The sequence below is a fragment of the Rathayibacter sp. PhB152 genome (assembly GCF_003751395.1).
GTDB classification, from domain to species: Bacteria; Actinomycetota; Actinomycetes; order Actinomycetales; family Microbacteriaceae; genus Rathayibacter; species Rathayibacter festucae.
Genome location: NZ_RJUT01000002.1, coordinates 658,834 through 685,602, shown reverse-complemented (window position 1 = coordinate 685,602; position 26,769 = coordinate 658,834). Strand labels below are relative to the sequence as shown.

Genomic DNA, 26,769 nt, shown 5'->3' with positions numbered 1-26,769 from the left:
GAGGTCGCATGCTCAGCGTGCAGAACATCAGTCGCAGCTTCGGTGCCCATCGCGCCGTCGACGACGTCAGCTTCGATGTCGGGCGGGGCCGCCTCACCGGCTTCGTCGGCGGCAACGGCGCCGGGAAGACCACGACCATGCGGATGATCCTCGGCGTCCTCCGGCCGGACTCCGGCGAGGTGACCCTGGACGGCACGCCGGTCGGCCAGGCCGCGCTGCACGGCTTCGGCTACATGCCGGAGGAGCGCGGCCTCTACCCGAAGATGGAGATCGGCGAGCAGCTCGCCTACCTCGCCCGGCTGCACGGCATCGACAAGGCCACCGCCGTCCAGCGGGCGGACGATCTGCTCGAGCGCCTCGGCCTGATCGAGCGCCGGCGCGACAAGCTCGAGGCGCTCTCGCTCGGCAACCAGCAGCGCGTGCAGGTGGCGGCCGCCCTCGTGCACGACCCGGACGTCCTGATCATGGACGAGCCGTTCTCCGGCCTCGACCCGCTCGCCGTCGACGACGTCGTCACGGTAATCGCCGAGCACGCGGCGCGGGGCATTCCGGTGCTGTTCTCCTCGCACCAGCTGGACGTGGTCGAGCGGCTCTGCGACGACCTGGTGATCATCGCCGGCGGCCAGGTGAAGGCCGCGGGCGAGCGCGAGGCGCTGCGCGAGCAGTACTCCGGCGACCGCTGGTCGCTCGAGACGGACGGCGACGCGGGCTGGGTCCGCGGCGTCCCCGGCGTCGAGGTCGCGGAGCTGGCCGGCACGTCGGTGCTCTTCCACGCGGACCGGGCGGCGGCCGATGCGGTGCTGCGGTCCGCCGTCGGGCGCGGCACCGTGACGTCGTTCCGGCCGGTGCGGCCGACCCTCGGGGAGATCTTCCGGGACATCGTGGTGAGCGCGCCCGCGGGCGCCGAGAAGAAGACGGAGGCGGTCCGATGACGACGAGCAGCACGAGGAGCCCGAGGAGCGCGAGCGGCACCGGCGCCGGCGCCCAGGACGGCCGGCTGAGCACCTGGGGCGCGACGCTCCTGGTCGCCGAGCGCGAGATCCTCTCCCAGATCCGGTCGAAGGCGTTCCTGGTGTCGACGGTCATCACGCTGGTGCTGGTCATCGGCGGGATCGTGCTCGGCAACGTGCTGAGCAGCCGCACCGCCGACGCGACCCCCGTGGCGGTCGTCGGCTCCGCGGCGTCCTCGCTGGCCGCCGCCGACGCCCTCGAGGTCACCGAGGTCGGGAGCGTCGCGGAGGCGGAGGAGCTGGTGCGCGCCGGCGACGTCGACGCCGCGCTCGTCCCGAGCGACGACGCGATCGGCTTCTCGGTGCTCGCCCTCGACGAGGCGCCGGAGGGCCTGGTCTCGGCGCTGTCCGTCAGCCCCGCCGTCGAGCTGCTCGAGCCCTCGCAGACGCCCTCGGGCCTGCGCACGCTGATCGGCCTGGCGTTCGGGCTGGTGTTCATGCTCGCCGTGCTCGGCTCGGGCGCGACCATCATGCAGAACACGGTGCAGGAGAAGCAGTCGCGCATCGTCGAGATCCTGCTCGCCGCGGTGCCCGCCCGGGCGCTGCTCGCCGGCAAGATCCTCGGCAACTCGGTGATCGGCGTCGGCACGGCCGCCGCGATCGCCGCCGCGTCCGCCCTCGGGCTGGCGATCACAGGGCAGACCGAGCTGCTCGACCTGCTCTCGGCGCCGCTGATCTGGTTCGTGGTGTTCTTCGTCTTCGGCTTCGTCCTGGTCGCGAGCGTCTTCGCGGCCGGCGCCGCGCTCGTCTCCCGCCAGGAGGACACCGGCTCGGTGATGACCCCCGCGATGATGCTCGTGATGGTGCCCTACTTCGGCGTCGTCATCTTCGGCGACAACCCGCTGGTGATGACGATCCTGTCCTACGTGCCCTTCAGCGCCCCGGTCGCGATGCCGGTCCGGCTCTTCTTCGGCGAGGCGGAGTGGTGGGAGCCGCTGGTCTCGCTCGGCCTCCTCGTCGTCGCCACCGCGGCCGTGATGGCCGTCGCCAGCCGCATCTACACCAACTCCCTGCTGCGGATGGGCTCCCGCGTCCGCCTCCGCGACGCCCTGACCGCGAGCTGACCCGCGGCCTGCGCTGCGGACGACGGCGGGCGCCCCTGCCTGCCGATCGACATCCCGGCGACAGGTTCACCGCATCGCGCCAGCGATGTAGCGGATCCGGACAGGTGAGCGAGCATTGCGGCATCCGTCCGATGTCGGCGAGCCGAGGTCTCGCGGCACGACGGGTCGCGAGGAGCCGTGCGACCGGAGGGAGATCTCATGTCCGGCAGTCGTTCGGACGGTCCGGGAGTCACCCGCCGCGCCGCGATCGCGATGGTCTGCACGGCGCCCGTCCTCGCCGCGGCGGTCGGCGCCCCCGGGTCCGCCGCAACCGCTCCGCGACCACTCGAGGCCGGACCGTACGTCGGTCTCTTCCTGGACTCCCTGTCCTCGGGGAACTTCATCGTCGAGCTCCGGGCAGCGTGCAGCGGGGAGTCCGGAGCACCGGTCGAGCTCCTCAGCGACGCCCGGATGGACGTGACCGCCGAGCACGACGTCGAGCACTGGTCGGAGTGGCTCGTCGTCGACCGCCCGCGCTCCGCCCACCTCGTGGTCCCGGCCGGGAGCTACCGGAGCCGCGGGACGTACACGGACCGGGACGGGCGGGTGATGCAGGTGGCACCCCTCGGCCCAGGACGGATGTACTGCGCACTGACGCCGGTCCCCCCGGGCGGCTTCCGCGTCACGGCCACCGTGACGCGAGGCCCGGTCTCCCCCGAGACGAAGGGCGAGGCCCCCGCGTTCCTCGGCCTCCCGTCCAGGACGATCCGCGTCGACGTCTGAGAGCGGTGCCGGCGGGTCTCCTTCGAACGGTACCTCGTACGTATGAGGAAGGCGTGTTGATCGAGTAGCCCGCGCACCGGGCGTATCGAGATCCACCCTGCCGGCGACGGCGGGTCTCGATACGCCCCTGCGGGGCTACTCGACCAGCATGAAGCTCACACGCCCCTGCGGGGCCACTCGACCAGCATGGAGGGCTCTGCCCTGCGGGGCTGCTCGCGCGCTACCAGCCCTCGGGGCCCGCGCTTCCGGCCTCGTACTCGTCGAGCGGGGTGCCGCCCTCGGCCCAGTGCGAGAGCACCGGGGTGATGATGCGCCAGCACTGCTCGGCGACGGCGCCCGGCACCGACAGCAGGGTGTCGCCCTGGAGGATGCCGGCGAGCACCTGCGCGTAGGGGTCGAGCGTGGCGGCGCCGGGCTGCGCCTGGAGCGTCGTGCGCTCGAGGTCGGTCAGGTCGTCGGCGCTGTTCACCAGCAGATCGAGGCTCACGTCGCCGCCCTTGAGCGACATCCGCAGGACGGTGCCCGCGCCGTCGTCGGCGCCGGCCAGACCGCGCGGCGGGGTCGCGGCGCGGAAGTGCACGGCGACCTCGTGGCGCGGGTCGCCGATCGCCTTGCCGGAGCGCAGCACGAACGGCACGCCGGCCCAGCGGGGCGTGTCGACCTGGAGCAGCAGCTGCGCGAGCGTCTCGGTGCCGGCCTCCGGATCGACGTCGGGCTCGTCGACGTAGGAGGGGAAGAACCGGCCGTCGACCCGGCCCTCGGTGTAGCGCGCGCGGCGCGCCGTGGCGGGGTCGTCGCGCCAGAGGCGGACGGCGCCGAGCGCCTCGGCCATCCGCTCGTGGACGTCGTCGGGCGAGACCTCCTCGGGGCGCTCCATCGTCGTCAGCGCGAGCACCATCAGCAGGTGGCTCTGCAGCATGTCGCGCAGGGCGCCGGTGCCGTCGTAGAAGGCGGCGCGCCCCTCGATCCCGAGCGTCTCGTCGTAGACGATCTCGACCTTCCCGATCTGCTCGGCGCTCCAGCTCGCCTCGAGCAGCCGGTTGCCGAAGCGCAGTCCGAGCATGCCCATCACAGTGGCGTTGCCGAGGAAGTGGTCGATGCGCCAGAGCCGGTCCTCGGAGATCACGGGCGCGAAGGCGGCGTTCAGCGCGATCGCGTCGTCGAGGTCCTCGCCGAACGGCTTCTCGATCGCGAGGACGAGGTCCTCCGGGAGGTCCAGCTTCGAGAGGGAGTCCGCGACCTTGTGGCCCATCGCCGGCGGCAGCGCGACGTAGAGCACGGGCGTCGTCGGGCAGGCGTCGAGCAGGGCCTTCAGCTGCTCCGGGTCGGAGGCGTCGGTGGCGACGAAGCGGGCGCGCGCGGCGAGGTCGTCGACGGTGTGCGCCGCGATCCCGGCCGCCTCGAGGCTGCGGCGGACGAGCCCCTGCCACTCGTCGTCGGTCTGCGGAGTGCGGGCGGCGCCGATCAGGGTCAGCTCGGAGCCGCGGGCGAGCTCGGCGACGCGGCCGAGACCCGGCAGGAGCAGCCGCTCGGTGAGGTCGCCGCCCGCGCCGAGGATCGCGATGGTGCGGCGGGTGCTCTCGAGAGCGGTGGCCTCGGGGATGCCGATCGGGTCGGTCATGGTGTCTCCTCCTGTGCGGGGTGCGGGGCGTGGGGCGGGTCGGGGTGCTGGGCGTCGGGAGACGTCGTCACGGCTCATGCCTCGGGGATCGTGCGCTCGAAGAGCGCCGGCCGCTCCACGTCGGGGTCGGGGCCGCTGCGGACGCCGGTGTCGAGGGCGTCGATCCGGGCGAGCTCGTCGTCGGAGAGCTCGAAGTCGAAGACGTCGATGTTCGCCGCGATCCGCTCGGGGTTCGTCGACTTGGGGATCGCGGAGCGGCCCTGCTGCAGGTGCCAGCGGAGCATCACCTGCGCCGGGCTCTTGCCGTGCTCGGCTGCGATCGCGCCGATCGTCGAGTCGTCCATCACGCTGCGGCGCTCGTCGCCCCAGCCGGGGTAGAAGGTGATGCCGCCGATCGGCGACCAGGCCTGGGTGAGGATCCCGCGCTCGGCGTGCTCGCGGCGGAGGTCGGGCTGCGCGAAGTACGGGTGCAGCTCGACCTGGTTGACGGCGGGGATGACGTCGACCTCGGCGAGGAGGCGTGCCAGGTGCGCGGGCGTGAAGTTGCTGACGCCGATCGCGCGCACGCCGCCGTCGGCGAGGAGCTTCTCCAGCGCCCGGTAGGCGGCGACGGTGGTGTCGAAGCGCGACGGGACGGGCTGGTGCAGGATCAGCAGGTCGAGCTGCTCGACGCCGAGCTTGCCGGTCGCCTTCTCGAACGCGTGCAGGGTCTCGTCGTAGCCGTAGTCGGTGACCCAGATCTTCGTCTCGACGAAGACCTCCGAACGGTCCAGGCCCGAGCGGCGGATCCCCTCGCCGACCTCGCGCTCGTTGCCGTACGCGGCGGCCGTGTCGATGTGGCGGTAGCCGGCCTCGAGGGCGGACTGCACGGCGGCGGTCGTCTCCTCGGGCGCGCTCTGGAAGACGCCGAGCCCGAGAGCGGGAAGGGTGACGCCGTTGTTGAGGGTGAGCTGCAGGGTCATGCCTCCACGCTAGGACGCGATCGCCGCCCGAGGGAGGGTCCCGCCACCCCCTCGACGGGAGCGCCGATGTGTGCGCTGATGGAGGCGGTGCTCGACGACGTCCCTCCGCTTCCGGAACGGAGCGCGCAGCCCTCATCCGGAAAGGTCGGGTCCGCCGTGTCCCTCAGCGTGCTGTTCCTCGGAGGAACGGGCATCATCAGCTCCGAGGGCGTCCGCCGCGCTCTCGCCGTCGGGCACGAGGTGACCGTGCTGAACCGCGGCCGCACCTCGAGCCGCCCGCTGCCCGAGGGCGTCCGGACGCTGACCGCCGACGTCCGCGATCCGGCCTCCGTGCGCGAGGCTCTCGGCGACGAGCGCTTCGACGCGGTGATCGAGTTCGCCGCGTTCACCCCCGAGCACGTGCAGCAGGACATCGACTTGTTCGCCGGCCGCACCGGCCAGTACGTCTTCATCAGCTCCGCGTCGGCGTACCAGAAGCCGCCGGCGCGCGTGCCGGTGACGGAGTCGACGCCGCTGCGGAACCCGTACTGGAGCTACTCGCAGGACAAGATCGCCTGCGAGGACCTGCTGGTCGGCGAGTACCGGCGCACCGGCTTCCCGGTGACGATCGTCCGCCCCTCGCACACCTACGACCGCACCGCGCTCCCGGTGGACGGCGGCTGGACCGTCATCGACCGGATGCGGCGCGGCCTCGAGGTGGTCGTGCCCGGCGACGGCACCTCGCTCTGGACGATCACCCACAGCCGCGACGTCGCGGTCGGCCTGGTCGGGCTGCTCGGCGCGCCGGCGGCGATCGGCGAGGCGTTCCACATCACCGGAGACGAGACGCCCACCTGGGACCGCATCCACCACGACCTCGCGGCCGCCGCCGGCACCGCGGCGCGGATCGTGCACGTCACCTCCGACGCGATCGCCGCCGCCGACCCGGAGCTGGGCGCGGGCATCGTCGGCGACAAGGCCCACTCGATGGTCTTCGACAACGCCAAGATCCGGAGCCTGGTGCCGGCGTTCGCGCCCGCGACCCGCTTCAGCGACGGCGCGCGCGAGATCGTCGAGTGGTACGACGCGGACCCGGCGCGTCGAACGGTGGACGAGCGGATCAACCGGCTCTTCGACGCGCTGATCGAGACCTACCGGCCGCGGGCGCTCTGAGGGCCGGCGGTCACGCTCTGAGGGCCGCCGGTCAGACGACCGCGATGATCAGGTAGTCGCTGGCCGGAGCGGCCGAGGTGCTCGACAGCTCCACGAGGCAGCTGACGATGTAGCCCGACGCGTGGACGCTGAACTGCGGCGGGACCGGAGACTCGCCGTCGCGGAGGCCGGTCGCGTCCGACCAGGCGAGGACGACGACGCCCGGCGTGCGGGAGCCGAGCGGCTCCACGACGACCCAGGGGCCCTCCTCCAGGACGAAGTCGGACAGCACGACGTCGCTGTCGCCCGTGTCGAACGTCACCCGGGCGACGATGTCGCGCACGGGCTCGCTGCCCTGCGAGGCCGAGACCACCGGGGTGAACTGGCCGGCGTAGAGGTCGCCGCCGCCGTTCGAGAGGCCGCCGGAGACGCCGAGCGCGGCGCCGACCTCTCCGGAGGCGGCGGCGAGCGGGGCGGCGGAGGCGGCGAGGAGGACCGGGGCGCTCCACAGGGCGGCGGTCGTCGCGGTGCGGAGCGAGACGGGGTGGGGCGTGGTCATGGGGTCCTCTCGGCGGGATCGGCGGTGCGGGGGACACCGGGCGTCACGCTAGCGCCCGCCGGTCAGGCCGGTGCCGGATCCGCCCGAGTTGCCCCCCGCACGGGGTCACCGCACGCGGTCGCCACGGGGACCGGCGCGCGGAAAGTTCACCCGGCTATGCATCTCCGTTCACCCACGGGAGCGGGAATCAGGAGTGTGCTGGGTGAGCCCCTTCTCAGGGGCTCTCACCCCAAGGAGTCTCCGACGTGACACGACTGCCCCGCTCCGCGCACCGCGGACGCACCGCACTGGCCCTCACGGCCGTCGCCCTGGTCGGCGCCGCCGCCCTGGCCGCCCCCGGCGCGGCCACCGCCATCGGCGCCGCCGACCTCGCCGCCACCGGTAGCGCCGCCCGCATCTCCCCCGTCGACGCCGACCTCTCCGACTCGCTGCGCGCGGCGGTGAAGGAGCAGGACGCGAAGAACGTCATCCTCCTCATCGGCGACGGCATGGGCGACTCCGAGATCACGGTCGCCCGCAACTACGCGTACGGCGCCGCCGGCCGCTTTCCCGGCATCGACGCCCTGCCGATCACCGGCCAGTACACGACGTACTCGCTCTACCGCGCCGACGACCCCGCCACCGGCGCCGTCAAGGGCGCCCCGGACTACGTGCCCGACTCCGCCGCCACCGGCAGCGCCTGGGCGACCGGCACCAAGACCTACGACAACGCGATCTCGGTCGACATCGACCAGGAGCGCAAGGACACCCTCCTCGAGATCGCGAAGGCGAACGGCCTGAAGACCGGCAACGTCACCACCGCCGAGATCCAGGACGCGACCCCGGCCGTGCAGGCCGCGCACGTCGACGCGCGCAGCTGCTACGGACCCGACAGCGCCAGCTGCGGCAACGACGCGCTCGAGAACGGCGGACTCGGCTCGATCAGCGAGCAGATCCTCGACACCCGCGCCGATCTCACCCTCGGCGGCGGCTCCGCCACGTTCGCGCAGACCGCGAAGGCGGGCGACTGGGCCGGGCAGACCCTGTTCCAGCAGGCCGACGAGCGCGGCTACCAGGTGCTCGGCGACGCGACGACGGCCGCCACCGCGGACCAGCTCGACGCGCTGACCGTCGCCGACCAGGACGCGCCGGTGCTCGGCCTGTTCAACTCCGGCAACCTGCCCGTGCGCTACGCGCCGACCCCCGCGACCGTCGGGGGCGCCGACGCCGCGCCGCAGACCTGCGTCGCGAACCCCTCGCGTCCCGCCGAGCAGCCCACCCTGCGCGCGATGACCGAGAAGGCGATCGACCTGCTCGACACCGGCGATGAGGGCTTCTTCCTCCAGGTCGAGGGCGCGAGCATCGACAAGCAGGACCACGCCGCGAACGCCTGCGGCCAGATCGGCGAGACCGTCGACCTCGACGAGGCCGTCCAGGCCGCGCTCGCGTTCGCCGAGGCAGACGGGAACACCCTCGTCATCGTCACCGCCGACCACGCCCACTCCAGCCAGATCGTCGACTCCACCCCGCCGACCTCGCTCAGCACCGCGCTGAAGACCGTCGACGGCAGCACGATGAAGGTGTCCTACGGCACGGCCGCCGAGGGCGGCTCGCAGCAGCACACCGGCACGCAGCTGCGCATCGCGGCTTACGGACCCGGCGCGGCCAACGTCGCCGGCCTCACCGACCAGACCGACACGTTCTTCACCATCTCGAACGCGCTCGGCCTCGACCGCGACATCCGGAACCTGAGCTTCGGCGCCACCGCCGAGCTCTCGGGCAGCACCTTCGCCCCCGGAGCCCGGATCACCCTGACGGCGGAGGGCTTCCAGGGCGACACGCAGCTCATCGGCTCCGCGCCGCTCTTCACCGAGCGCACGGCGACGCGCGACCTCAACGACGGCGCGCTGACCGCCACCGCGAAGGCCCCCACCACCCCCGGGGACTACAGCGTGACGGTCACCGGCGCGCAGTCGGGGAAGGCGATCACCCTCGCCTTCACCGTGAAGCGCTGATCCTCGGGCACTGATCCTCGGGCGCTGATCGCAGAAGGGCCGTCCCCGCCGGGGCGGCCCTTCCGCCGTCCCCAACCCGCCCTCCCCCGTCTCGGAGGCGCGGAGTGCTGGCCCCTCGACCCGCCACCGGCCTAGGTTGGACGCACCTGCTCCGCCCGCACTGAGTTCCGATGGAGGAACCCCATGGCCACGATCCGCAGTCTCCGACGGGCAGCGCTCGCGCTGGTCGCCGTCGCCTCCCTCGGAGTGGCGGGCGCCGCTCCCGCCGCCGCGCTCGACTGGCCGTTCCCCGACGTCCCGAGCCGCGGTCTCCCCACGGCGCAGGAGCTCCGCGACGCGCTCGGCGGTCCGGTCGTCTCGCCGTCGACCTCGGTCGGCTACGGCGGCGCGGTCTCCTCCGTCGACGCTCTCGCCAGCCGGGTCGGCCTCGAGGTGCTCAAGCGCGGCGGCAACGCGGCGGACGCCGCCGTCGCGACGGCGTCGGCCCTCGGCGTGACCGAGCCGTACAGCGCCGGGATCGGCGGCGGCGGCTACTTCGTCTACTTCGATGCGAAGACGGGCGAGGTGAGCACCATCGACGGCCGCGAGACGGCGCCGGCCGGCATCACTCCGGACGCCTTCCTCGACCCGGCGACGGGTGCCCCGTACCCCTTCACCCCGCAGCTCGTCTCGTCCGGAGTCGCGGTCGGCGTCCCCGGCACCGTCGCGACCTGGGACGCGGCGGTCGACCGCTTCGGCACCCTCCCGCTCCCGGTCGTGCTGGCCCCGTCGATCGTGCTCGCGGCCAAGGGCTTCCCGGTCGACGAGACCTTCCGCAGCCAGACGCTCGACAACCTCGAGCGCTTCCAGCAGTTCCCCGACACCGCGGAGCTGTTCCTCCCCGGCGGCGACGCCCCGGCGGTCGGCAGCACCTTCCGCAACCCGGACCTCGCGAAGACCCTCGCCCGGATCGCCGCCCGCGGGCCGAGCGCGTTCTACGACGGACCGCTCGCGGCCGAGATCGCCGACACGGTGCAGAATCCGCGCCTCGCGGAGGGCTCGACCCTCCCCGCCCCGGCCGGCTCGATGACCGAGGACGACCTCGCCGGCTACTCGGTCGGCGAGCAGGCGCCCACGCACACCTCCTACCGCGGGCTCGACGTCTACGGCATGGCGCCGTCCTCCTCGGGCGGGATCGCGATCGGCGAGGCGCTGAACATCCTCGAGAACCACGACCTCGCCGCCGAGGACACCGGCAGCGCCCTGCACCTCTATCTCGAGGCGTCGGCCCGCGCCTTCGCCGACCGCGGCGCGTACGTCGGCGACCCGGCCTTCGTCGACGTGCCGACCGAGACGCTGCTCAGCCAGGAGTTCGCGGACTCCCGCGACTGCACCATCGACCCGGCGGCCGCCTCCACGCGGCCGGTCGCCCCGGGCGCGCTCGACGGAGTCGGCTGCGCGACCGCCCTCACCGCGGAGCAGCCGGACACCGAGAACGTCTCGACCACGCACCTCTCCGTCGTCGACAAGTGGGGCAACGCGGCGTCCTACACGCTGACGATCGAGCAGACCGGCGGCTCGGCGATGACCGTCCCCGGCCGCGGCTTCCTGCTCAACAACGAGCTGACCGACTTCTCCGCGACCCCCGTCGAGGGCGACCCGAACCGGATCGAGCCCGGCAAGCGCCCGCGCTCCTCGATGTCGCCGACGATCGTGCTCGAGGACGGGGCGGTGAAGTTCGTCGTCGGCTCGCCGGGCGGAGCGACGATCATCACGACCGTCCTGCAGACGCTGGTCAACCGCATCGACCTCGGCATGACCCTGCCGGAGGCGGTGGCCGCGCCCCGGGCGTCGCAGCGCAACACGGCGTCCACCTCCGCCGAACCCGGCTTCATCGAGGCGTACGCCGACGACCTCGCGCCCTTCGGCCAGCAGCTGACGCCCTCCGGCGACACCTTCACCTCAGCCGCGCAGATCGGTGCAGTGGCCGCCATCGAGGTCGACCCCTCCGGCCTGATGACCGCCGCCGCCGAGCCCGTCCGCCGCGGCGGCGGCGTCGGCCTCGTCGTCACCCCGGAGGAGTGACCCGGGCTCCCCGCTGATCGAGCAAGCCCCGCAGAGGGCGCATCGAGACCCACCGTCCCGCAGCGTGGGTCAGGCCGCCGACCCCGCGACTCCCCCTCCGCCTCATCATCGCGGCGATCGCCGTCCTCGGGATGATCGCCGCACCCCTGGTGCTGGCGTACCTCGGCTTCGCCTCGAAGCTCACCTTCTTCGGAGAGTCGCCGACAGAGGAGGAGGACGCCGCAGGAGACGCGCTCCTCCTCTCCGCGGGGGTCGTCGCGCTGTCGAGCGCCCTCGCCGTCTGGGTCCTCACCCTCGTCCGCCTGGCGATCGCTCCGCAGCGCCGTCACGGGTGGGAGATCCTCTGGAGCCTCCTCGCCCTGCCCGTCACCCTCGTCGGCCTCGCTCTCGTCGTCTCGATCCGGTGAGCGCCCGGCCGGAGCGCCGGGCGTCCGGGTACGGTGCCGTGATGGTCGTGTCGCGAGAGCTGGTGGACCGCTGGGTGGCGGGGTGGTGCGAGTCGCGCGGGATGCTCGCGCGGTGCGACGGGGACGGCCGGCTCGTCGAGGTCGCGGCGGAGACCCGCTCCCGCGAGTACGTGATCGCCGAGCCGTCGCTGCCCGAGCTGCACCGCCTCGTCGCCGCCGTCACCGCGCCCGATGTCTGGCTGACGATCGTCGGCGAGCTCGACGAGCGCGGTCGCGACGCGGTGGCCGGCCTCGACGCCGTGACCTGCGACGAGCGGATGATGACCACCCGGCTCCGAAGGTCGGCGAGGCCGGGGCAGGTGCGGATCGCAGTGAGCGGTCGCGTCGCGCACGCCCGCATCGAGGCGGAGGGCGAGGTCGCTGCGCGCGGGCAGGCGGCCCTGAACGGCGGCGACGCCGTCTTCGACCGGATCGAGACGACTCCGCGGTTCCGCCGCCGCGGCCTCGGCGGCCTGGTGATGACCGACCTCAGCGCCTGGGCGGCGGAGAACGGCGCGACCACGGGACTCCTGATGGCGAGCGTCGGCGGGCGCGCGCTCTACACGAGCCTCGGCTGGACGGAGGTGGCACCGATCGTCACCCTGCGCGGGCGGGCCGCCGGTGCGACGGCCGACGTGGGGGCATAGCTCCTCCACAGATCGGACATTCGCGGGTTCTCCCAGGGTTCCGTCCGAGGGGGGCTCGGGTGTCGGTGGTCCCTGCTTCAATACGCGTATGGATGAGCACAGCGACCCGGGAGCGGCAGGGCAGTCGAGCGCGCTCGCCGCTGTCGACGCGCTGACCGACGTCGCCGCGGAGATCGGACGCACCTCCGCGCAGCTGCTCCTCACCCGCGCGCAGACCCTGCACCTCGCCTACCGCGCGGCGGTCACCGTCCCGGACGCGTTCGCCCGCGGGAAGTCGCTCGCGAAGAGCGAGGCGCGCGCCCTGGTCGAGCGGTCGATCCGGGCCGAGTTCGCGGCGAAGCTCCGCCTGTCCGAGCGGGCGACCGAGACGGTCCTCGAGCACGCCCGGCTGCTCGTCGAGGACCTCCCCCGCACCCGCGCCCTGCTGGCCGAGGGCCGGCTGCTCTGGGACTCGAGCGAGATCGTCTGCGCGACCGCCGCCACCCTGCCCGCCACCTCCCGCGCCCGGTTCGACGAGCGCGCGGCCGAGATCGCACCGGACGTGACCCCGACGCAGCTGAGGCGGATCGTCGCTCGCCTGCGCGACGAGCTGCACGAGGAGCCCCTCGCCCAGCGGCACGTCCGCGCCCGGCAGGACCGCGCCGTCTGGATCACGCCCGACATCGACGGGATGGCGACGCTCTGTGCGCTGCTGCCCGCGCCGGACGCGATGGGCATCGCCGAGCGCGTCGACCGCATCGCCCGCAGCCTCCGCGAGGGCGGCGACGAGCGCGCGCTCGCGCAGCTGAAGGCCGACGTGCTGACGGATCTGCTGCGCGACGGCGACATCGCCGGGACCACACCCGCGGGCGACGGACCGCAGCTGTCCGCGTCGTACGTGCCCGGGATCCGCGCCGAGGTGCGCCTCACGCTCGCCGCATCGACCGCCGTCGGGCTCGACGACGCCCCCGCGGACCTCGACGGCTACGGCCTCATCCCCGCCGACCTCGCCCGCGCCCTGGTCGCGACCGGCGCGTCGTTCACCCGAGTGCTCACCGATCCGGACACCCGCGCCGTCGTCTCGGTCGGCCGCACCTACCGTGTCCCACCGCCGCAGATGCGCCTGCACCTCCAGCTCCGCGACCAGACCTGCCGCTTCCCCGGCTGCACCCGCACCGCCTCCCGAGCAGAGGCGGACCACACCATCGAGTGGCGCAACGGCGGCGAGACGTCCCTGGAGAACCTCGTCTGCCTCTGCACGTCCCACCACCACGTCCGCCACGGCGACCGCTGGACCTACGTCCCCCGCCCGGACGGCAGCATCGTCTGGACCACCCCCACCGGCCGCCGCATCACGATCCGCCCACCCGCACTCGCCGGCGCCCCGCCAGGCCCGCGCTTCAGGGACGCACCGCCCCCGTTCTGACGAACGCGGGTCTGCACCCGCGCCGCCCCTGCTGATCGAGTAGCCCTCGCAGAGGGCGTATCGAGACCCACCGTCACCCGGTGGCCGGGTCTCGATACGCGCTGCGCGCTACTCGACCAACAGGGGTCCGTCACGCCTGCTCAGCACGTTGCTGCCGATCCATGCTGATCGAGTAGCCCTCGCAGAGGGCGTATCGAGATCCACCGTCACCCGGCGGGTGGGTCTCGATACGCGCTGCGCGCTACTCGACCAACATGAGTCCGTCATGCCTGCTCAGCACGCCGATGCCGATCCATGCTGATCGAGTAGCCCTCGCAGAGGGCGTATCGAGATCCACCCACTCACGAACGGTGGGTCTCGATGCGCGCTGCACGCGACTCGACCAGCAGGCGGCTAGAGGCCCGCGGGCTTCGACGGGGTGCTGAGCCAGGTGTCGAAGAAGGCGGTCAGGTCCTGGCCCGAGACCGACTCGGCGAGGTCCTGGAGGTCGGCCGTCGTGACGTTGCCGTAGCGGTTCTCGGCGGCCCAGCGCTGGAGCAGTGTGCCGAAGGCCTCGTCGCCGATGGTGGAGCGCAGCTCGACCAGCGTGAGTCCGCCGCGCGCGTAGATCGGGCTGTCGAAGAGACCGAGCGCTCCGGGGTCCGCGACCTTCGTCGCCCAGAACGGGTCGTCGGCGGGGATCGCCGCGACCTCGGCGGCCGACTCCTCGACGGTCGGGCCGCCGTCGTGCTCCGCCCACAGCCACTCGGCGTAGGTCGCGAAGCCCTCGTTCAGCCAGATGTCCGACCAGAGCCGCGGGGTGACGCTGTCGCCGAACCACTGGTGCGAGATCTCGTGCGCGACGGTCGAGGTGTCGGCGCTGCCCGAGTAGAACGACCGTCCCTGCGTCTCGAGCGCGTAGCCGATCTCCTCGTCGTCGACGACGGCTCCCCCGGAGCGGAACGGGTAGGCGCCGAAGACGCCCGTGAAGTAGTCGATGATCTCGCCCTGGCGCGCGAGCGCGGCCTCGGTGCTCGACCGCGCCTCACCGGTGATGTCGCGATCGACCGCGTCGATGCTGACGACGCCGCCCGCCCGGGAGCGGACGAGGTCGTAGTCGCCGATGTTCACCATCGCGAGGTAGCTCGCCATCGGGCTCGTCTCGACCCAGCTGGAGGTGGTCCAGCCGTTGCGGGTCACGGGCGAGCCCACCGGCACCCCGTTCGCGACGGCGGTGCGCCCCTCCGGCACCGTGAGGGTGAAGGAGTAGCGGGCCTTGTCGGCCGGCGAGTCGTTCACCGGGTACCAGGTCGAGGCGCCGTCGGGCTCGCTGGCGACCAGGGCGCCGTCGTCGGTCGACCACCAGCCGTACGGAGCGCCGGTGCCGTCGACCGGGTTGCCGGTCGTGCCGGCGTAGCGGATGTCGACCAGGGCCGGTGCGCCCTTCTTCAGCGAGCGGGACGGCGTGATCGTCAGCTCGTCGCCGACCTGCGTGAAGGCCGCGCCCTTCGTGTTCACCGAGACCTTCGAGACCGTCAGCCCGCGCAGGTCGAAGGAGAACGAGCTCAGCTCCTGCGTCGGCAAGAGGGTCACGACAGCGCGACCGGTGAGCGCCCGCGGCGCCGGGTCGTAGGTGAGGAACAGGCTGTAGCTGAGCGCGTCGAAGCCGGAGCTGCCGAGGCCCGGGAAGTACGGGTCGCCGGAGCTGGTGCCGCCACTCGTCCCCGCTTTCACAGCGGTGTCGGCGAGGGCGGGCGCCGGGAGGGCGAGAGCCCCGGCGACGAGGGCGGAGGCGAGGAGCGCCGGGACGACACGGCGAGCGGAGGCGGGCATGCGGCACACGCTAGACCCTCGTCGGCCCGCCGGGTACTCCCCCTCCGCGCGACGCCGATGCCCTACGAGCGCCGCTCCAGCGCCGCCAGCAGGTACGGCGCCGTCCGGCTGCCGTCCGCCCGCGCGACCTGCTCCGGCGTGCCGGTCGCGACGATCGAGCCGCCCGCGTCGCCCGCTCCCGGGCCGAGGTCGATCACCCAGTCCGCGTCGGCGACGATCCGCATGTCGTGCTCGACGACGATCACCGTGTTGCCCGCGTCGACGAGGTGCTGCAGGTGGCCGAGCAGCCGGTCCGCGTCGGCCGGGTGCAGGCCCGAGGTCGGCTCGTCGAGCAGGTAGAGCGTGTCGCCGCGCTGCGCCCGCCGCAGCTCCGACGCCAGCTTCACCCGCTGCGCCTCGCCGCCGGACAGCTCCGGAGCGGGCTGCCCGAGCGCCACGTAGCCGAGGCCCACGTCGAGCAGCGCGTCGAGGTGCCGGGCGATCTCCGTCTCCTCGGCGAAGACCTCGCGCGCCTCCGTCACGCTCAGCGCGAGGACCTCGGCGATCGAGCGCCCGCCCCAGGTGACCTCGAGCGTCTCGGCGTTGTAGCGCGTCCCGCCGCACTCCGTGCACGGCGCCTGCACGGTCGGCAGGAAGAGCAGCTCGACCTCCATGGTCCCCTCGCCCTTGCAGACCGGGCAGCGGCCGCTGGGCATGTTGAAGGAGAAGCGGCCGGCCCCGTAGCGGCGGCGCTTCGCCTCCGGAGTCGCCGCGAAGAGCGCGCGGACCCGGTCGAACAGGCCGGTGTAGGTCGCGACGTTGGAGCGGGAGGTGCGCCCGATCGGCGTCTGGCCGACCTGCACGACCCGGCGCAGCCGCTCCGCCGGACCGGTCGCGCTGCCGGTGGTGACGGCGGTGTCGGCGTCGAGCAGCGGGTCGTCAGAGGACGACTCGTCCCGCTCCGGGCTCTCCCCCGCGAGATCCGCCTGCAGACTCGCGCGGAGCAGATCCGGCAGCGCCTGATTGACCAGCGTCGACTTGCCCGATCCGGAGACCCCCGTCACCGCGGTCAGCGCGCCGAGCGGGAACGCGACGTCGAGCCCGCGGAGGTTGTTGCGCGCCACGTCGACCAGCCGGACCTGCGCGTCGGGCGTCCGCCGCTCGGGCAGCGGCGGCGTCGGCTCCGCCGTCTCGGGGAAGAGGTAGCGGCGGGTGATCGAGTCGGCGGCCCCCCGCAGCCCGTCGAGCCCGCCCGAGTAGACGACGGTGCCGCCGCCCGAGCCGGCCGCCGGGCCGATGTCGACGATCCAGTCGGCCTCGCGGATCACGTCGAGCGAGTGCTCGACGAAGAAGACCGTGTTGCCGCTGTTCTTCAGCGCGCGCAGGATGCCGAGCAGCGCCTCCGTGTCGGCCGGGTGCAGCCCCGTCGACGGCTCGTCCAGGACGAACACCACGCCGAACAGCCGCGACAGCACCTGGGTGGCGAGGCGCATCCGCTGCAGCTCACCTGAGGACAGGGTCGGGGTCGAGCGGTCCAGCGACAGGTAGCCGAGGCCGAGGTCGACGATCGGCGCCATCCGGCCGAGCAGATCCGAGACCAGGCGCTGGGCGGCGAGCCGGGTCTCCGGGGCGAGCGGGCCACCGCCCACGGGCACCCAGTCCCGCTCGAGCACGCGGGCCAGCAGCGCCGCGAGCTCCTCCAGCGGCAGCGCCGAGAGCTCCGTGATGTCGAAGCCCTCGAAGCTCACCGCCAGCGCCTCGGGCTTCACCCGCTTGCCGTGGCAGTCCGGGCAGGGGACGCTGACGAGGAACGTGGCCGCGCGCTCGCGCATCCGGGCGCTCTTGGACCCCGCGAAGGTGTCCATCACGTAGCGGCGCACCCCGAGGAACGTGCTCATGTACCGCGGCTCGGCCCCCGCCGCCACGGCCGCCCGCACCTCGGCCGGTCCGCGATCCGTCCAGACCGGCACCTGCGGCGACTCCTGCGTGTACAGGATCCACTCGCGCTCCTCGGCCGGCAGCGTCGCCCACGGCACGTCGATGTCGTAGCCCAGCGAGATCAGGCTGTCGCGCAGCTGCTTGCCGTGCCAGGCGGTCGGCCAGGCCGCGAGCGCGCCGTCGCGGATCGAGAGCGAGTCGTCCGGCACCATCAGCTCCTCGGGCACGTCGTAGACGCGGCCGATCCCGTGGCAGGCGGGGCAGGCGCCCTGGACGGTGTTCGCGGAGAAGTCCTCCGCGAGGAGCATCGGCGCGCCCTCGGGGTAGGTCCCGACCCGGGAGAAGACCATCCGCACCACGGAGGAGAGCGTGGTCGCGCTGCCGAGCGTCGAGCGCGCCGAGCCACCGGAGCGCCGCTGCGGCAGCGCGACCGCGGGCGGCAGTCCGTCGATCGCGTCGACGTCCGGCACCCCGACCTGGTCGATCAGCCGCCGCGCGTACGGCGCGACCGACTCGAAGTAGCGGCGCTGCGCCTCCGCGTAGAGCGTGCCGAACGCGAGCGAGCTCTTGCCCGAGCCGGAGACGCCGGTGAAGGCGACCAGCGCGTCGCGCGGGATGTCCACGTCCACGTCGCGGAGGTTGTTCTCGCGGGCGCCGCGGACGCGGACCCGGTCGAGGCGGTCGTCGTCGGGAGTGCGCGCAGTCATCGGACCAGCCTGCCCTGTCCCGATGTGCGCTCAGTCCAGGAGGGGGCGGTAGAAGCGGACGACCGGCGGCGACTCGAGCGCCTCCCGCTTCACGACGTCCAGGCGCTGCAGCAGCGCCGGGATCGTCGGCGTCATCTCCAGCCGGACCTCGAGTTCGCCGTCCCGGCCCGGCAGGGAGAAGGCGACCTGGGCCGCGGAGGCGCTCCAGAGCAGCCGCTCGCGCAGGGGCCGCGCGGTCGGCTCCTCCGCGAGGCCGCCGACCTCCACGAGCACCGCGGCGAGGCGGCGGGCACGCACCTCGGCCGGCACGTCGCTCAGGAGGTTCGGGCTGAACAGCACGCCGCCGGAGAGCTGCTCGGCCCGCGCGGGGTCGCCGGGACCGACGATCGCCGCCTCGACGGCCGCCGCGGCCGACAGCGTCGACGGGTGCACCGCGACGGTGCGGGCCGGCGGCTCCGCGTCCTCGAGCGCCGCGCGCAGCAGGCCCGTGGCCGCGGCCGCGAGCTTGGCGCCGTTCGTCGTCGCGAAGACCACGACGCCCAGGCCCGACTCGAGGTGCCAGCGCATGTTCGAGGACCAGCCGGGCAGCCCGCCGGAGTGGTGCGCGATCGCGCCGAAGCGGACGTCCTGCTCGATCACGAGGCCGAGCCCGTAGGCGGAGCCGTCGAGCGTGCTCTCCCCGGCCCGCGGGCTCAGCGCGGGCACCGGGGTCCAGCCGCGCTGCATCTCGCGGCGTGAGGCGCGGCTGAGGACGGCGTCGTCGGCGTCCCCGTCGTCGATGACGCCGTCGGCGCCCTCGAACGCCGACGACAGCCAGGCGCTCCAGCGCGCGATGTCGCCGACCGTACTGAACATGCTGGCGGCGCAGGCGCCCACGCCGGTGCCGGTGTACGGGCGGGCGGTCCAGGTGGCGCCCTCGTCGAAGCTGCTGAAGCCCTGCGCGAGGTCGGTGCCCTCGGGGTAGGCGTTCACGTCGTAGCGCGTGTGCGCGAGGCCGAGCGGCTCGAGGACCGTCCGGGTCGCGAAGGCGACGAAGTCCTCGCCGGAGACGTTCTCGACGATCACCCCGAGCAGCCAGAAGCCGATGTTCGAGTACTGGTAGACCTCGCCCGGCCGCTCGGTGAAGGTCAGCCCGCGCGCGATCAGCGCGAGGAACTCGGCCCGCGGCATCGCCATCACGTGGTCGGCCCAGCCGTTGTCCTCGGGCAGCCCCGAGCAGTTGCTGAGCAGCATCCGGAGCGTCACCGGCAGCACCCTGCCTGCGGCGTCGACCGGGTCAGCGAACTCCGGCACGTGCGCGCTGACGCGGTCGTCGAGGTCGAGCAGCCCGCGGTCGCGGAGGATCAGCACCGCGGCCGCCTCGAAGCTCTTCGACATCGAGGCGATGCGGTGCACGGTGCCGGCGTCCGGCGCGGCGCCGTCGAGCCGGTGCTCCCCGCGACCGTGCCGGGCGATCAGCCCGTCGCGGTCGAACAGCGCCCAGCTCAGCGACGGCGCGACCGGCGCCCCCTCGTCGAACCAGTGCGCGAACCTGTCGAGGAGCTCCGGAGTCATCCCCTCATCCTTCCGCACGCGATCCCTGCGCACTCGCCTCTGGAGCACGCAGCGGGTCGTCCCTGCGCAGCTCCACGAGGATGCGGCGCAGGTGGATCGCGACCAGCACGCCCGGGCCCATACTCGTCCCGGTCGCTGCGGCGCGCGCGTCGACGGCGCGCGCGAGCTCCTCGACCGCCCTCTCCGCCGGCTCCAGCGAGCGGTCCTCGGGCGAGCCGCCCGTCACCACCGCGTCGCCGACCGCGTGGCAGGCCGCGCTCAGCGGCGCCGCGAGCTCCGCGTCGAACGGCAGGGCACCCGGGCGGTTCCAGATCGTGTCGGCGAGCGCCGCCGTCATGTCGCGGACGTGGAAGAGCGTCCCGTCCAGGGTCGCCAGGCGGAGGTGGTCGGTCCGCGAGCTGTGCCGGTGCAGCAGCGCGCGCGGATTGCCCTTCCGGCTCTCGTCGCCGTCGACCAGCGCGCGCCGCACCGCGGCCGCGGTCGCCGCGAGCTGCTCGCCGTTGGTCGACCAGGCCTCGTGCTCGGGCGGCCAGGTCTCCTCGAGGGCCGCGCCCATGTCGTGCAGGTGGCGCCCGAGCTGGCGCTCGAACTCGTCCACGCGGGCCGTCGCCGCCTCGGAGGTCAGCCCCGGCGCGACGAGGAGGTTGACCAGCAGCCCGACCACGACGCCGACGGCCATCTGCACGAGGTAGCCGAGCGAGTAGTCCTCCGCCTTCGCGCCGCCGATGATCAGCACGAAGAGCGCCGCCATCGGCACGTACTCGCGGCCCGCGCCGAACCAGCCGGTGCCCGAGAGCACCACGCCGATTCCGACGATCAGCGGGATCGTCCACCAGGTCGGGCCGACCGTCACCACGACCAGCACCGCGAGCCCGATGCCGGCCGCGAGCCCCAGCAGCGTCTGCAGCCCGGTCTTCGCCGAGCCCATCAGCGTCGGGTACATGCTGACCAGCGCGCCGAGCGGCGCGTAGTACGGGTACTGCTCGGCGACGCCGGGCACGTGCGGCGCGACGGCCCAGGCGATGCCCACCGCCACCGCCGTCTTCAGCGCGAGCAGCAGCCGCGGACCGGCGACCGCGTCGCGCCAGGCCCGGCCGGCCCGGGTGAGGCGGGGGCGGATCACGCCCGGTCGTCGGGGTTCAGGACGTCGGGGCGCGGGGCGTCGAGCCGCGCCGCGACGTCGGCCGGGAAGCCGCCGGTCGCGATCGGGCTCCAGCGCGTCGGCGTGATGCGCAGCAGCGACTTGTCCTGCAGCCGCATCGCCGCGCGGTACTCGTCCCAGTCCGGGTGCTCCCCCGAGATGCTGCGGTAGTAGTCGACGAGCGCGTCCTCCGCCTCGGGCATGTGCAGCACTTCGGCCTCGCCGTCGACCTGGATCCATGCGTCGTTCCAGTCGTCGGACAGCACGAGGACCGAGGCGGCGGAGCGGCGCTCGGCGTTGCGCGTCTTCGCCCGGCCGGGATAGGTCGAGATCACCAGGCGGCCCTCGGCGTCGACACCGCCGGACACCGGCGACATCTGCGGCCGGCCGTCCGCGCGGGTCGTCGCGACGAGCATCCGGTGCCGCGGTCGCACGAAGTCGAGCATCCCGTCGCGGTCGACGGCGGTGGTGGTGGAGACGGTTCTGGCCATGCGGACCAGGCTAACGAGGACGTCTTCCGGACTAGGTGGTTCTACGTGGTCGTGTCAGCCGGAGCCCAGGAACGGCGTGCCTCCTCCCCCTGAGAGGGGCCGTGGCGGGGCGGGCGCTGGCGCGGAAGGACGGGGCGGCTGTCGCTAATTTCTGCACGGAAAACTCCCCCTCGAAAGGACCCCGTGTCTCCCACCTCCCCCCTCTCCCCCTCCCGTCGCTCCGTCGCCGTCGCCGCGGCCTGGTCGCTGCCCGTGATCGCCGTCGCCGCCGCGGCGCCGCTCGCGAGCGCCTCCACCGTGGAGGTCGTCCCCGGTCAGCCGGACACCTACCCGAACCCGACCTTCTCCGCGACCCGCCAGTCGGTCGGCGACCCGAGTCTCAAGGCGACCAACAACACCGGCTACGCGCGCACCGACTTCACCGCCGTCCCCGACGACGGCGAGTACGCCTCGTACAAGACCGGCTGGACGTACGTCATCACCTCCGCGAAGCCGGTGTCCACGATCACCTACGACACCACCAGCCTCGCCCCGGGCGTGCAGGGCGTCCTGACCGACGGCCTCTACACCTACTCCTGGACCCTGACCCGCGCGGCGGAGACGACCTGGGTGCGCGTCAAGCCCACCGCCGTCCCGCAGGAGATCCGCTTCGTGCTGACCGACACCACGTCCACCCCCCAGGGCGTCGTCGGCAACGCGACGGCCACCTCGAAGGCATGAGTCGCGGCGGGCTCGCCTACTCCGGCGAGCCCGCCTGCTCCGCGGCGCTCACCAGTCTCCGGAGCCGCAGGCACTGCTCGTGGAGCACCACGACCAGCGTGCTGTCTCGCTCCCCGAGCCACTGCTCCAGCGACGCGTCGAAGAGCGCAGCCGCCGTACGGGCGGCGAGCGCCGCGTCCTCCGCCGGGACACTCCGCTCGACCAGCGCGTCTCGCATCGCGTCGGTGAGCACGGCCGACTTCAGCAGCTCGCGCTCGCGCAGCGCCGGCTCGGACAGCACGACCGCCCGCCGCGCCGCGATCTCGCTGCGCCAGCCCTCCAGGTCGCCGGCCGCGACCGTCTCGAGCCCGTGCATCAGCAGGCCCAGCGGAGCGAGGCCCTCGGGAGCGCCCGCGATCAGCCGCGCCACCACCTGCGGGAACTCCCGCTCGCGGAGGAACAGCACGTCGCGCTTGTCGGCGAAATGCCGGAAGAAGGTGCGGGTCGTGAGCCCGGCGCGCTCGGCGATCGACGGCACCGTCGTCGCGGAGTAGCCGTGCTCACTGAACAGCTCCATCGCGGCGCGCTCGAGGCGCAGTGCGGCATCGGGGGCCCAGCGTGACATGACTCCAGGCTAGCTGATGACACGACATGTCATCAGGTGTACGGTGACGACACGTCCTGTCATCGAGCACTGGAGACCCGTTGCCCTCGAACGCCCCCGCCCCCTCGAACCCTTCAGCCCCCACCAACACCGCCGCACGCCTGCCCTCCGCCCGCGCCGACCTCGTCGTCGGTCCCGCCGCGCTGCACGAGCCCGGGCCCGGCGAGCTGCTGGTGCGCAACCGCGCCGTCGCCGTGAATCCGCTCGACGAGCTCAAGCAGTGGACCGGCGACCTGATGTACCGCTGGCTCCCCTACCCCTCGATCCTCGGCGAGGACGTCGCCGGCGAGGTCGCGGCGGTCGGGCCCGGCGTCGACCGTTTCGCCGTCGGCGACCGCGTCGTCGCCTACGCGGTCGGCATGGAGCGCGGCCGCCGGCACGACGCCGAGGGCGGCTTCCAGGAGTACACGGTCGTCCGCGCGGACCTCGCCGCGCCGATCCCGCCGCAGCTGACGGACGAGCAGGCCGTGGTGCTGCCGCTCGCGGTCTCCACCGCCGCGACCGCGCTCTTCCAGAAGGACCACCTGGCGCTGCCCCACCCCTCGGCCGAGCCCTTCGCCACCGGCCGGACCGTCCTCGTCTGGGGCGGCGCCACCAGCGTCGGCAGCAATGCGATCCAGCTCGCCGTCGCCTCCGGCCACCGCGTGGTCGCCACCGCCTCGCCCGGCAACCACGCCCGCCTCCGCGAGCTCGGCGCCGACGTGGTCGTCGACTACCGCGGCCCGAGCGCGGTCGCCGACGTCGTCGCCGCGATCGGCGGCGCGGAGGTGGCGGGGATCCTCGCGGTCGGCACCGGCTCCGCCGAGCCCTGCGTCGCCGTCGCGGCCGCCACCGGAACCCGCCGGGTCGCCCTCGCCAGCCCCTCGGTCTCCTTCGGCTCGCTGCCGCGCAGGGCGGGGCTCTCGATCCCGTTCGTGCGGACGATGTCGCGCCTGGTCGGCGCGAACCTCCGCCTCCAGCTCGCCGCCCGCCGTCGCGGCATCCGCGCCCGCTACGTCTGGGGCGCCACGCTGATGAGCAACGAGGTCGGCCCGATGCTCTGGCGCGATCACCTGCCGAGCGCGCTCGCGGACGGCCGCCACCGCTGCGCGCCCGAGCCCGAGGTCGTCGGTACCGGCCTCGGCGCCGTGCAGGGCGCGCTCGACCGGCTGCACGCGGGCGTGTCCGCGCGGAAGCTCGTCGTGCGGCTCTGACCGCGAGCCGCTCGGGTGCGCCACTATGGACCGTGCCGCTCCCCTCCCCCGCCGGACCGTCCGCTCCCTCCGCGCGCTCCTGGCTCCTCGTCGCGCCGTCGCTCGTCGTCCTCGGCTGGGGCGGGAACCAGTTCCTGCCGCTGATGCAGCTCTACCGCCAGCTCGAGGGCTACACGCAGACGCAGGTCACGATCCTGCTCGCCGCCTACGTCCTCGGCATCGTCCCCGGCTTCGCCCTGGCCGGCGGCTGGTCCGACCGCTTCGGCCGCCGGCCGGTGCTGCTCGCCGGCCTCGTCCTGGGGATCCTCGGCAGCGTCGTGCTCGCCTGCTCCCCCGCCTCGGTGCTCGGCCTCGGCGTCGGCCGCTTCATCAGCGGGCTGAGCGTCGCGGCGGGGATGGTCGTCGGCACGGCCTGGATCAAGGAGCTCTCGATCGCGACCGGAGCGTCCTCGGCCGGCGCCCGCCGCGCCTCCGCGATGCTCACCATCGGCTTCGGCGGCGGCGCGGGAGTCGGCGGCGCGCTCGCGCAGTTCGGCCCCTGGCCGACCGTGCTCCCCTACATCGTCCAGTCCGCCGCCTGCGTCACGGCCGTCCTCGTGCTCCTCCGCGCACCCGAGACCCGGGCCTACGACCCGTCCGCCGGCCGCCTGACCGGCGAGCTGAGCATCCCACGCCCCGCCCGCGCCCGCTTCGCCGCCGTCGTCCTGCCGCTCGCCCCCTGGGTCTTCGCCGCACCCGCCCTGTCCTTCGCGGTCGGACCGAGCCTGGTCGCCGACCGCCTGCCCGGCGTCACCGTCGGCTTCGCGACCCTCGTCACCGTGATCACGCTCGGCTGCGGCTGGGTCACCCAGCTCTTCTCCGGCCCGCTGCTGATCCTGCTGCGCGGCCGCGGCGCCCTCGTCGGCGGCGCGCTCACCGCCCTCGGCGCTCTGCTGCTGATCCCCGCCGCCGTCGGACAGCAGCTCTGGCCGGTCCTCGTCGCCGCACCGGTCTTCGGCTGCGGCTACGGCCTCGCGATGGTCTCCGGACTGACCGCCTCGCAGGCCCTCGTCGAGACGCGCGACCTGGCGAGCGTCACCGCCGTCTACTACTCCGTCACCTACGCCGGCTTCCTCGTGCCGGCGATCCTCGCGGCGCTGGCCGTCGCCCTGCCGATGCCGCTGCTGCTCGCGGCGACCGCGCTCGCGATCCTCGCCTGCGTCGCGCTCGCGGCCCGTGGACTGCGCCGCCGGTCCGCGGCTACGCTCGGCTGAACCGCCGCCCGCCCGAAGGAGACCCCGTGTCGAAGGTCCGCGTCCACAACTTCTCCGTCTCGCTCGACGGCTACGCCGCCGGGGAGGGCCAGTCGCTCGAGACCCCGTTCGGCCACGCCGGCTCGCGGCTGGTCGACTGGGCGATGGGCACCCGCACCTTCCGCAGGATGGGCCTGCCCGGTCCGGGCGAGGGCTCGCAGGGCGTCGACGAGGCGTTCGCGAGCGCCTGGGCGGACGGCATCGGCGCCGAGATCATGGGCCGCAACAAGTTCGGGCCGCAGCGCGGTCCCTGGGAGGACGAGGAGTGGACCGGCTGGTGGGGCGATAACCCGGTCTTCCACACGCCGGTCGTGGTCCTCACGCACCACCCGCGCCCGACCGTCACGATGGCCGGCGGCACCAGCTTCCACTTCGTCGACGCCGACCCGGCGACCGCTCTCGAGCGGGCCCGGGAGCTGGCCGGCGGCGGCGACGTGCGCATCGGCGGCGGTGCCGCGACAGTGCGGCAGTTCCTCGCCGCCGATCTCGTCGACCGCATGCACGTCGTGCTCGTCCCGATCGTCCTCGGCCGCGGCGAGCGGCTGTGGGACGGGCTCGAGGGCCTGGAGCAGCGCTTCCGCATCGAGGCGACACCCTCGCCGTCCGGGGTCGTGCACCTCGTCTTCGAGCGCCGGGAGCGCTAGAACCGCGCCGCGACCTCGTAGAGCACGTCCTCGTCGCCGGCGTACAGGCCCTCCGTCCGCGGCCAGTGCGCGATCACGTCGGTGAAGCCCAGCTCCTCGGCGCGGCCCGCCGAGTCGGCGAAGCGGTCGACGTTCTCGAGCGAGTAGTCCGGCCCGGAATCGAGCGAGAGGTGCCGCTCGATCGAGCGCGGGTCGCGCCCGGCGGCCTCGAGCGCGTCGTCGAGGCGCTTCGAGAGATCGGCGACCGCGGCCCACCACTCCTCGGTGCTGCGCCCCTCCGGACCCGTCGTCACCCAGCCCTGCGCCCGCTCGGCCACGAGCGCGAGGCCCTTCGGCCCGTTCGCCGCGAGCACGAACGGCACGCGCGGCGACTGCACCGGCTCTCCCACCATCCGGGCGCCCCGCGCCGTGAACCAGGCGCCGTCGAGGTCGATCCCGCCCGAGCCCGGCTCCTCGTGCCGCAGCAGCACGTCGAGCGCTGTGACGAACTCGACGTAGCGCTCGTGCCGCTCCCGCGGCGAGTGCAGCTCCTGGCCCAGCACCGTCGCGTCGAAGCCCGTCCCGCCCGAGCCGACCCCGAGGACGAAGCGGCCGCCCGAGATCTCGTCGACCGTCGCGATCTCCTTCGCGAACGGCACCGGGTGCCGGAAGTTCGGCGAGGCGACGAAGGTGCCCAGCCGCAGCGTCTCGGTCACCACCGCCGCGGCCGTCAGCGTCGGGATCGTCGCGTGCCAGACCTGGTCGGCGAGCGAGCGCCAGGAGAGGTGGTCGTAGGTCCAGGCGTGGTCGAAGCCGAGCCCCTCCGCGGACTGCCACTTGCGCCGGGCGGTGGACCAGGGCTCCTGCGGGAGGATGACGATGCCGTGTCGCATCGTCCGAGTGTAGGGAGGAAGGACCCTGCACGGACGGCCTGTCAGGACGGCCCGGTACGATGGTCGGCGGTGTGCCGGGAAGTCTGGTCGGCGGACGCGGCCCTCTGCCGCGTTCTCA

The 26,769-nt window shown here is 73.7% G+C and carries 23 protein-coding genes; 13 read left to right on the top strand and 10 right to left on the bottom strand.

The window, feature by feature from the left end; translation table 11 throughout:
• Positions 1–8: 8 nt before the first annotated feature.
• The 3 genes from EDF36_RS06585 to EDF36_RS06575 all read left to right on the top strand — a co-directional run bounded on the left by EDF36_RS06585 (position 9) and on the right by EDF36_RS06575 (position 2,836).
• A complete protein-coding gene (locus EDF36_RS06585) occupies positions 9–932 on the top strand; it encodes an ABC transporter ATP-binding protein (protein WP_123732342.1) in 924 nt (307 codons plus the stop codon).
• The gene (locus EDF36_RS06580; protein ID WP_123732341.1) at positions 929–2,074 is read left to right on the top strand and encodes an ABC transporter permease; all 1,146 of its coding nucleotides are present in this window, start codon (positions 929–931) and stop codon (positions 2,072–2,074) included. The genes EDF36_RS06585 and EDF36_RS06580 overlap by 4 nt, the downstream gene beginning before the upstream one ends.
• Before the next feature lie 198 nt (positions 2,075–2,272).
• Positions 2,273–2,836, top strand: a complete 564-nt coding sequence (locus EDF36_RS06575) for a hypothetical protein (protein ID WP_123732340.1) — start codon at positions 2,273–2,275, stop codon at positions 2,834–2,836.
• A 220-nt stretch (positions 2,837–3,056) separates the two neighbouring features.
• Here the strand turns inward: EDF36_RS06575 and EDF36_RS06570 are convergent, their stop codons facing one another.
• The gene (locus EDF36_RS06570; protein ID WP_123732339.1) at positions 3,057–4,457 is read right to left on the bottom strand and encodes a glucose-6-phosphate dehydrogenase; all 1,401 of its coding nucleotides are present in this window, start codon (positions 4,455–4,457) and stop codon (positions 3,057–3,059) included.
• Between the two features lie 74 nt (positions 4,458–4,531).
• On the bottom strand, positions 4,532–5,419 hold the full coding sequence (locus EDF36_RS06565) for an aldo/keto reductase (RefSeq protein ID WP_123703668.1): 888 nt from the start codon (positions 5,417–5,419) through the stop codon (positions 4,532–4,534).
• A gap of 156 nt (positions 5,420–5,575) precedes the next feature.
• Here EDF36_RS06565 and EDF36_RS06560 point away from each other — a divergent pair, with 156 nt between their 5' ends.
• Positions 5,576–6,571 carry an NAD-dependent epimerase/dehydratase family protein gene (locus EDF36_RS06560; RefSeq protein ID WP_260300544.1) on the top strand — a complete coding sequence of 332 codons (996 nt, stop codon included), beginning with the start codon at positions 5,576–5,578 and terminating at the stop codon, positions 6,569–6,571.
• A gap of 31 nt (positions 6,572–6,602) precedes the next feature.
• Here EDF36_RS06560 and EDF36_RS06555 read toward each other — a convergent pair whose 3' ends face one another.
• On the bottom strand, positions 6,603–7,109 hold the full coding sequence (locus EDF36_RS06555) for a hypothetical protein (protein ID WP_123732337.1): 507 nt from the start codon (positions 7,107–7,109) through the stop codon (positions 6,603–6,605).
• 245 nt (positions 7,110–7,354) lie between these two features.
• Between EDF36_RS06555 and phoA the strand changes: the two genes are divergently transcribed.
• The 5 genes from phoA (at position 7,355) to EDF36_RS06530 (ending at position 13,665) form a co-directional block, all read left to right on the top strand.
• On the top strand, positions 7,355–9,103 hold the full coding sequence (gene phoA / locus EDF36_RS06550) for an alkaline phosphatase (RefSeq protein ID WP_185020385.1): 1,749 nt from the start codon (positions 7,355–7,357) through the stop codon (positions 9,101–9,103).
• Between the two features lie 183 nt (positions 9,104–9,286).
• Complete coding sequence (gene ggt / locus EDF36_RS06545; protein WP_123732336.1) at positions 9,287–11,167, top strand: gamma-glutamyltransferase; 1,881 nt, start codon at positions 9,287–9,289, stop codon at positions 11,165–11,167.
• A gap of 131 nt (positions 11,168–11,298) precedes the next feature.
• Positions 11,299–11,574, top strand: coding sequence for a hypothetical protein (locus EDF36_RS06540; RefSeq protein WP_123732335.1), 276 nt, complete (start codon positions 11,299–11,301; stop codon positions 11,572–11,574).
• Positions 11,575–11,615: 41 nt separating this feature from the next.
• Positions 11,616–12,260 (top strand): GNAT family N-acetyltransferase, encoded by a 645-nt coding sequence (locus tag EDF36_RS06535; protein ID WP_123732334.1) that lies wholly within the window; start codon positions 11,616–11,618, stop codon positions 12,258–12,260.
• 88 nt (positions 12,261–12,348) lie between these two features.
• Positions 12,349–13,665: an HNH endonuclease signature motif containing protein gene (locus EDF36_RS06530; protein ID WP_123732333.1), complete on the top strand. Its 1,317-nt coding sequence runs from the start codon at positions 12,349–12,351 to the stop codon at positions 13,663–13,665.
• 393 nt (positions 13,666–14,058) lie between these two features.
• Here EDF36_RS06530 and EDF36_RS06525 read toward each other — a convergent pair whose 3' ends face one another.
• From EDF36_RS06525 to EDF36_RS06505, 5 genes are all read right to left on the bottom strand, one after another.
• On the bottom strand, positions 14,059–15,477 hold the full coding sequence (locus EDF36_RS06525; protein ID WP_123732332.1) for a M1 family metallopeptidase: 1,419 nt from the start codon (positions 15,475–15,477) through the stop codon (positions 14,059–14,061).
• Positions 15,478–15,539: 62 nt separating this feature from the next.
• Positions 15,540–18,101 (bottom strand): excinuclease ABC subunit UvrA, encoded by a 2,562-nt coding sequence (locus EDF36_RS06520; protein WP_123732331.1) that lies wholly within the window; start codon positions 18,099–18,101, stop codon positions 15,540–15,542.
• 30 nt (positions 18,102–18,131) lie between these two features.
• Entirely contained in the window at positions 18,132–19,655 is a 1,524-nt protein-coding gene (locus EDF36_RS06515) for a serine hydrolase (RefSeq protein ID WP_123732330.1), read from the bottom strand.
• A 4-nt stretch (positions 19,656–19,659) separates the two neighbouring features.
• Positions 19,660–20,778: an aromatic acid exporter family protein gene (locus EDF36_RS06510; protein ID WP_260300542.1), complete on the bottom strand. Its 1,119-nt coding sequence runs from the start codon at positions 20,776–20,778 to the stop codon at positions 19,660–19,662.
• Positions 20,775–21,287 (bottom strand): PPOX class F420-dependent oxidoreductase, encoded by a 513-nt coding sequence (locus tag EDF36_RS06505; RefSeq protein ID WP_123732329.1) that lies wholly within the window; start codon positions 21,285–21,287, stop codon positions 20,775–20,777. Before EDF36_RS06505 ends, EDF36_RS06510 begins: the two co-directional genes overlap by 4 nt.
• A 183-nt stretch (positions 21,288–21,470) precedes the next feature.
• Between EDF36_RS06505 and EDF36_RS06500 the strand changes: the two genes are divergently transcribed.
• Positions 21,471–22,007 carry a hypothetical protein gene (locus tag EDF36_RS06500; protein WP_123703647.1) on the top strand — a complete coding sequence of 179 codons (537 nt, stop codon included), beginning with the start codon at positions 21,471–21,473 and terminating at the stop codon, positions 22,005–22,007.
• Positions 22,008–22,023: 16 nt separating this feature from the next.
• On the opposite strand, the gene EDF36_RS06495 is transcribed toward EDF36_RS06500, so the two are convergent.
• Complete coding sequence (locus EDF36_RS06495; protein WP_123732328.1) at positions 22,024–22,611, bottom strand: TetR/AcrR family transcriptional regulator; 588 nt, start codon at positions 22,609–22,611, stop codon at positions 22,024–22,026.
• Between the two features lie 80 nt (positions 22,612–22,691).
• Here EDF36_RS06495 and EDF36_RS06490 point away from each other — a divergent pair, with 80 nt between their 5' ends.
• Genes EDF36_RS06490 through EDF36_RS06480 form a run of 3 tightly spaced genes read left to right on the top strand, consistent with a single transcriptional unit; the run spans position 22,692 to position 25,779 of the window.
• Positions 22,692–23,843, top strand: coding sequence for a zinc-binding alcohol dehydrogenase family protein (locus tag EDF36_RS06490; RefSeq protein ID WP_123732327.1), 1,152 nt, complete (start codon positions 22,692–22,694; stop codon positions 23,841–23,843).
• Between the two features lie 32 nt (positions 23,844–23,875).
• On the top strand, positions 23,876–25,096 hold the full coding sequence (locus EDF36_RS06485) for an MFS transporter (RefSeq protein WP_123732326.1): 1,221 nt from the start codon (positions 23,876–23,878) through the stop codon (positions 25,094–25,096).
• Between the two features lie 26 nt (positions 25,097–25,122).
• Positions 25,123–25,779, top strand: coding sequence for a dihydrofolate reductase family protein (locus tag EDF36_RS06480; RefSeq protein WP_123732325.1), 657 nt, complete (start codon positions 25,123–25,125; stop codon positions 25,777–25,779).
• Here the strand turns inward: EDF36_RS06480 and EDF36_RS06475 are convergent.
• Entirely contained in the window at positions 25,776–26,651 is an 876-nt protein-coding gene (locus EDF36_RS06475) for an LLM class flavin-dependent oxidoreductase (protein ID WP_123703637.1), read from the bottom strand. The genes EDF36_RS06480 and EDF36_RS06475 overlap by 4 nt on opposite strands.
• Positions 26,652–26,769: the final 118 nt, after the last annotated feature.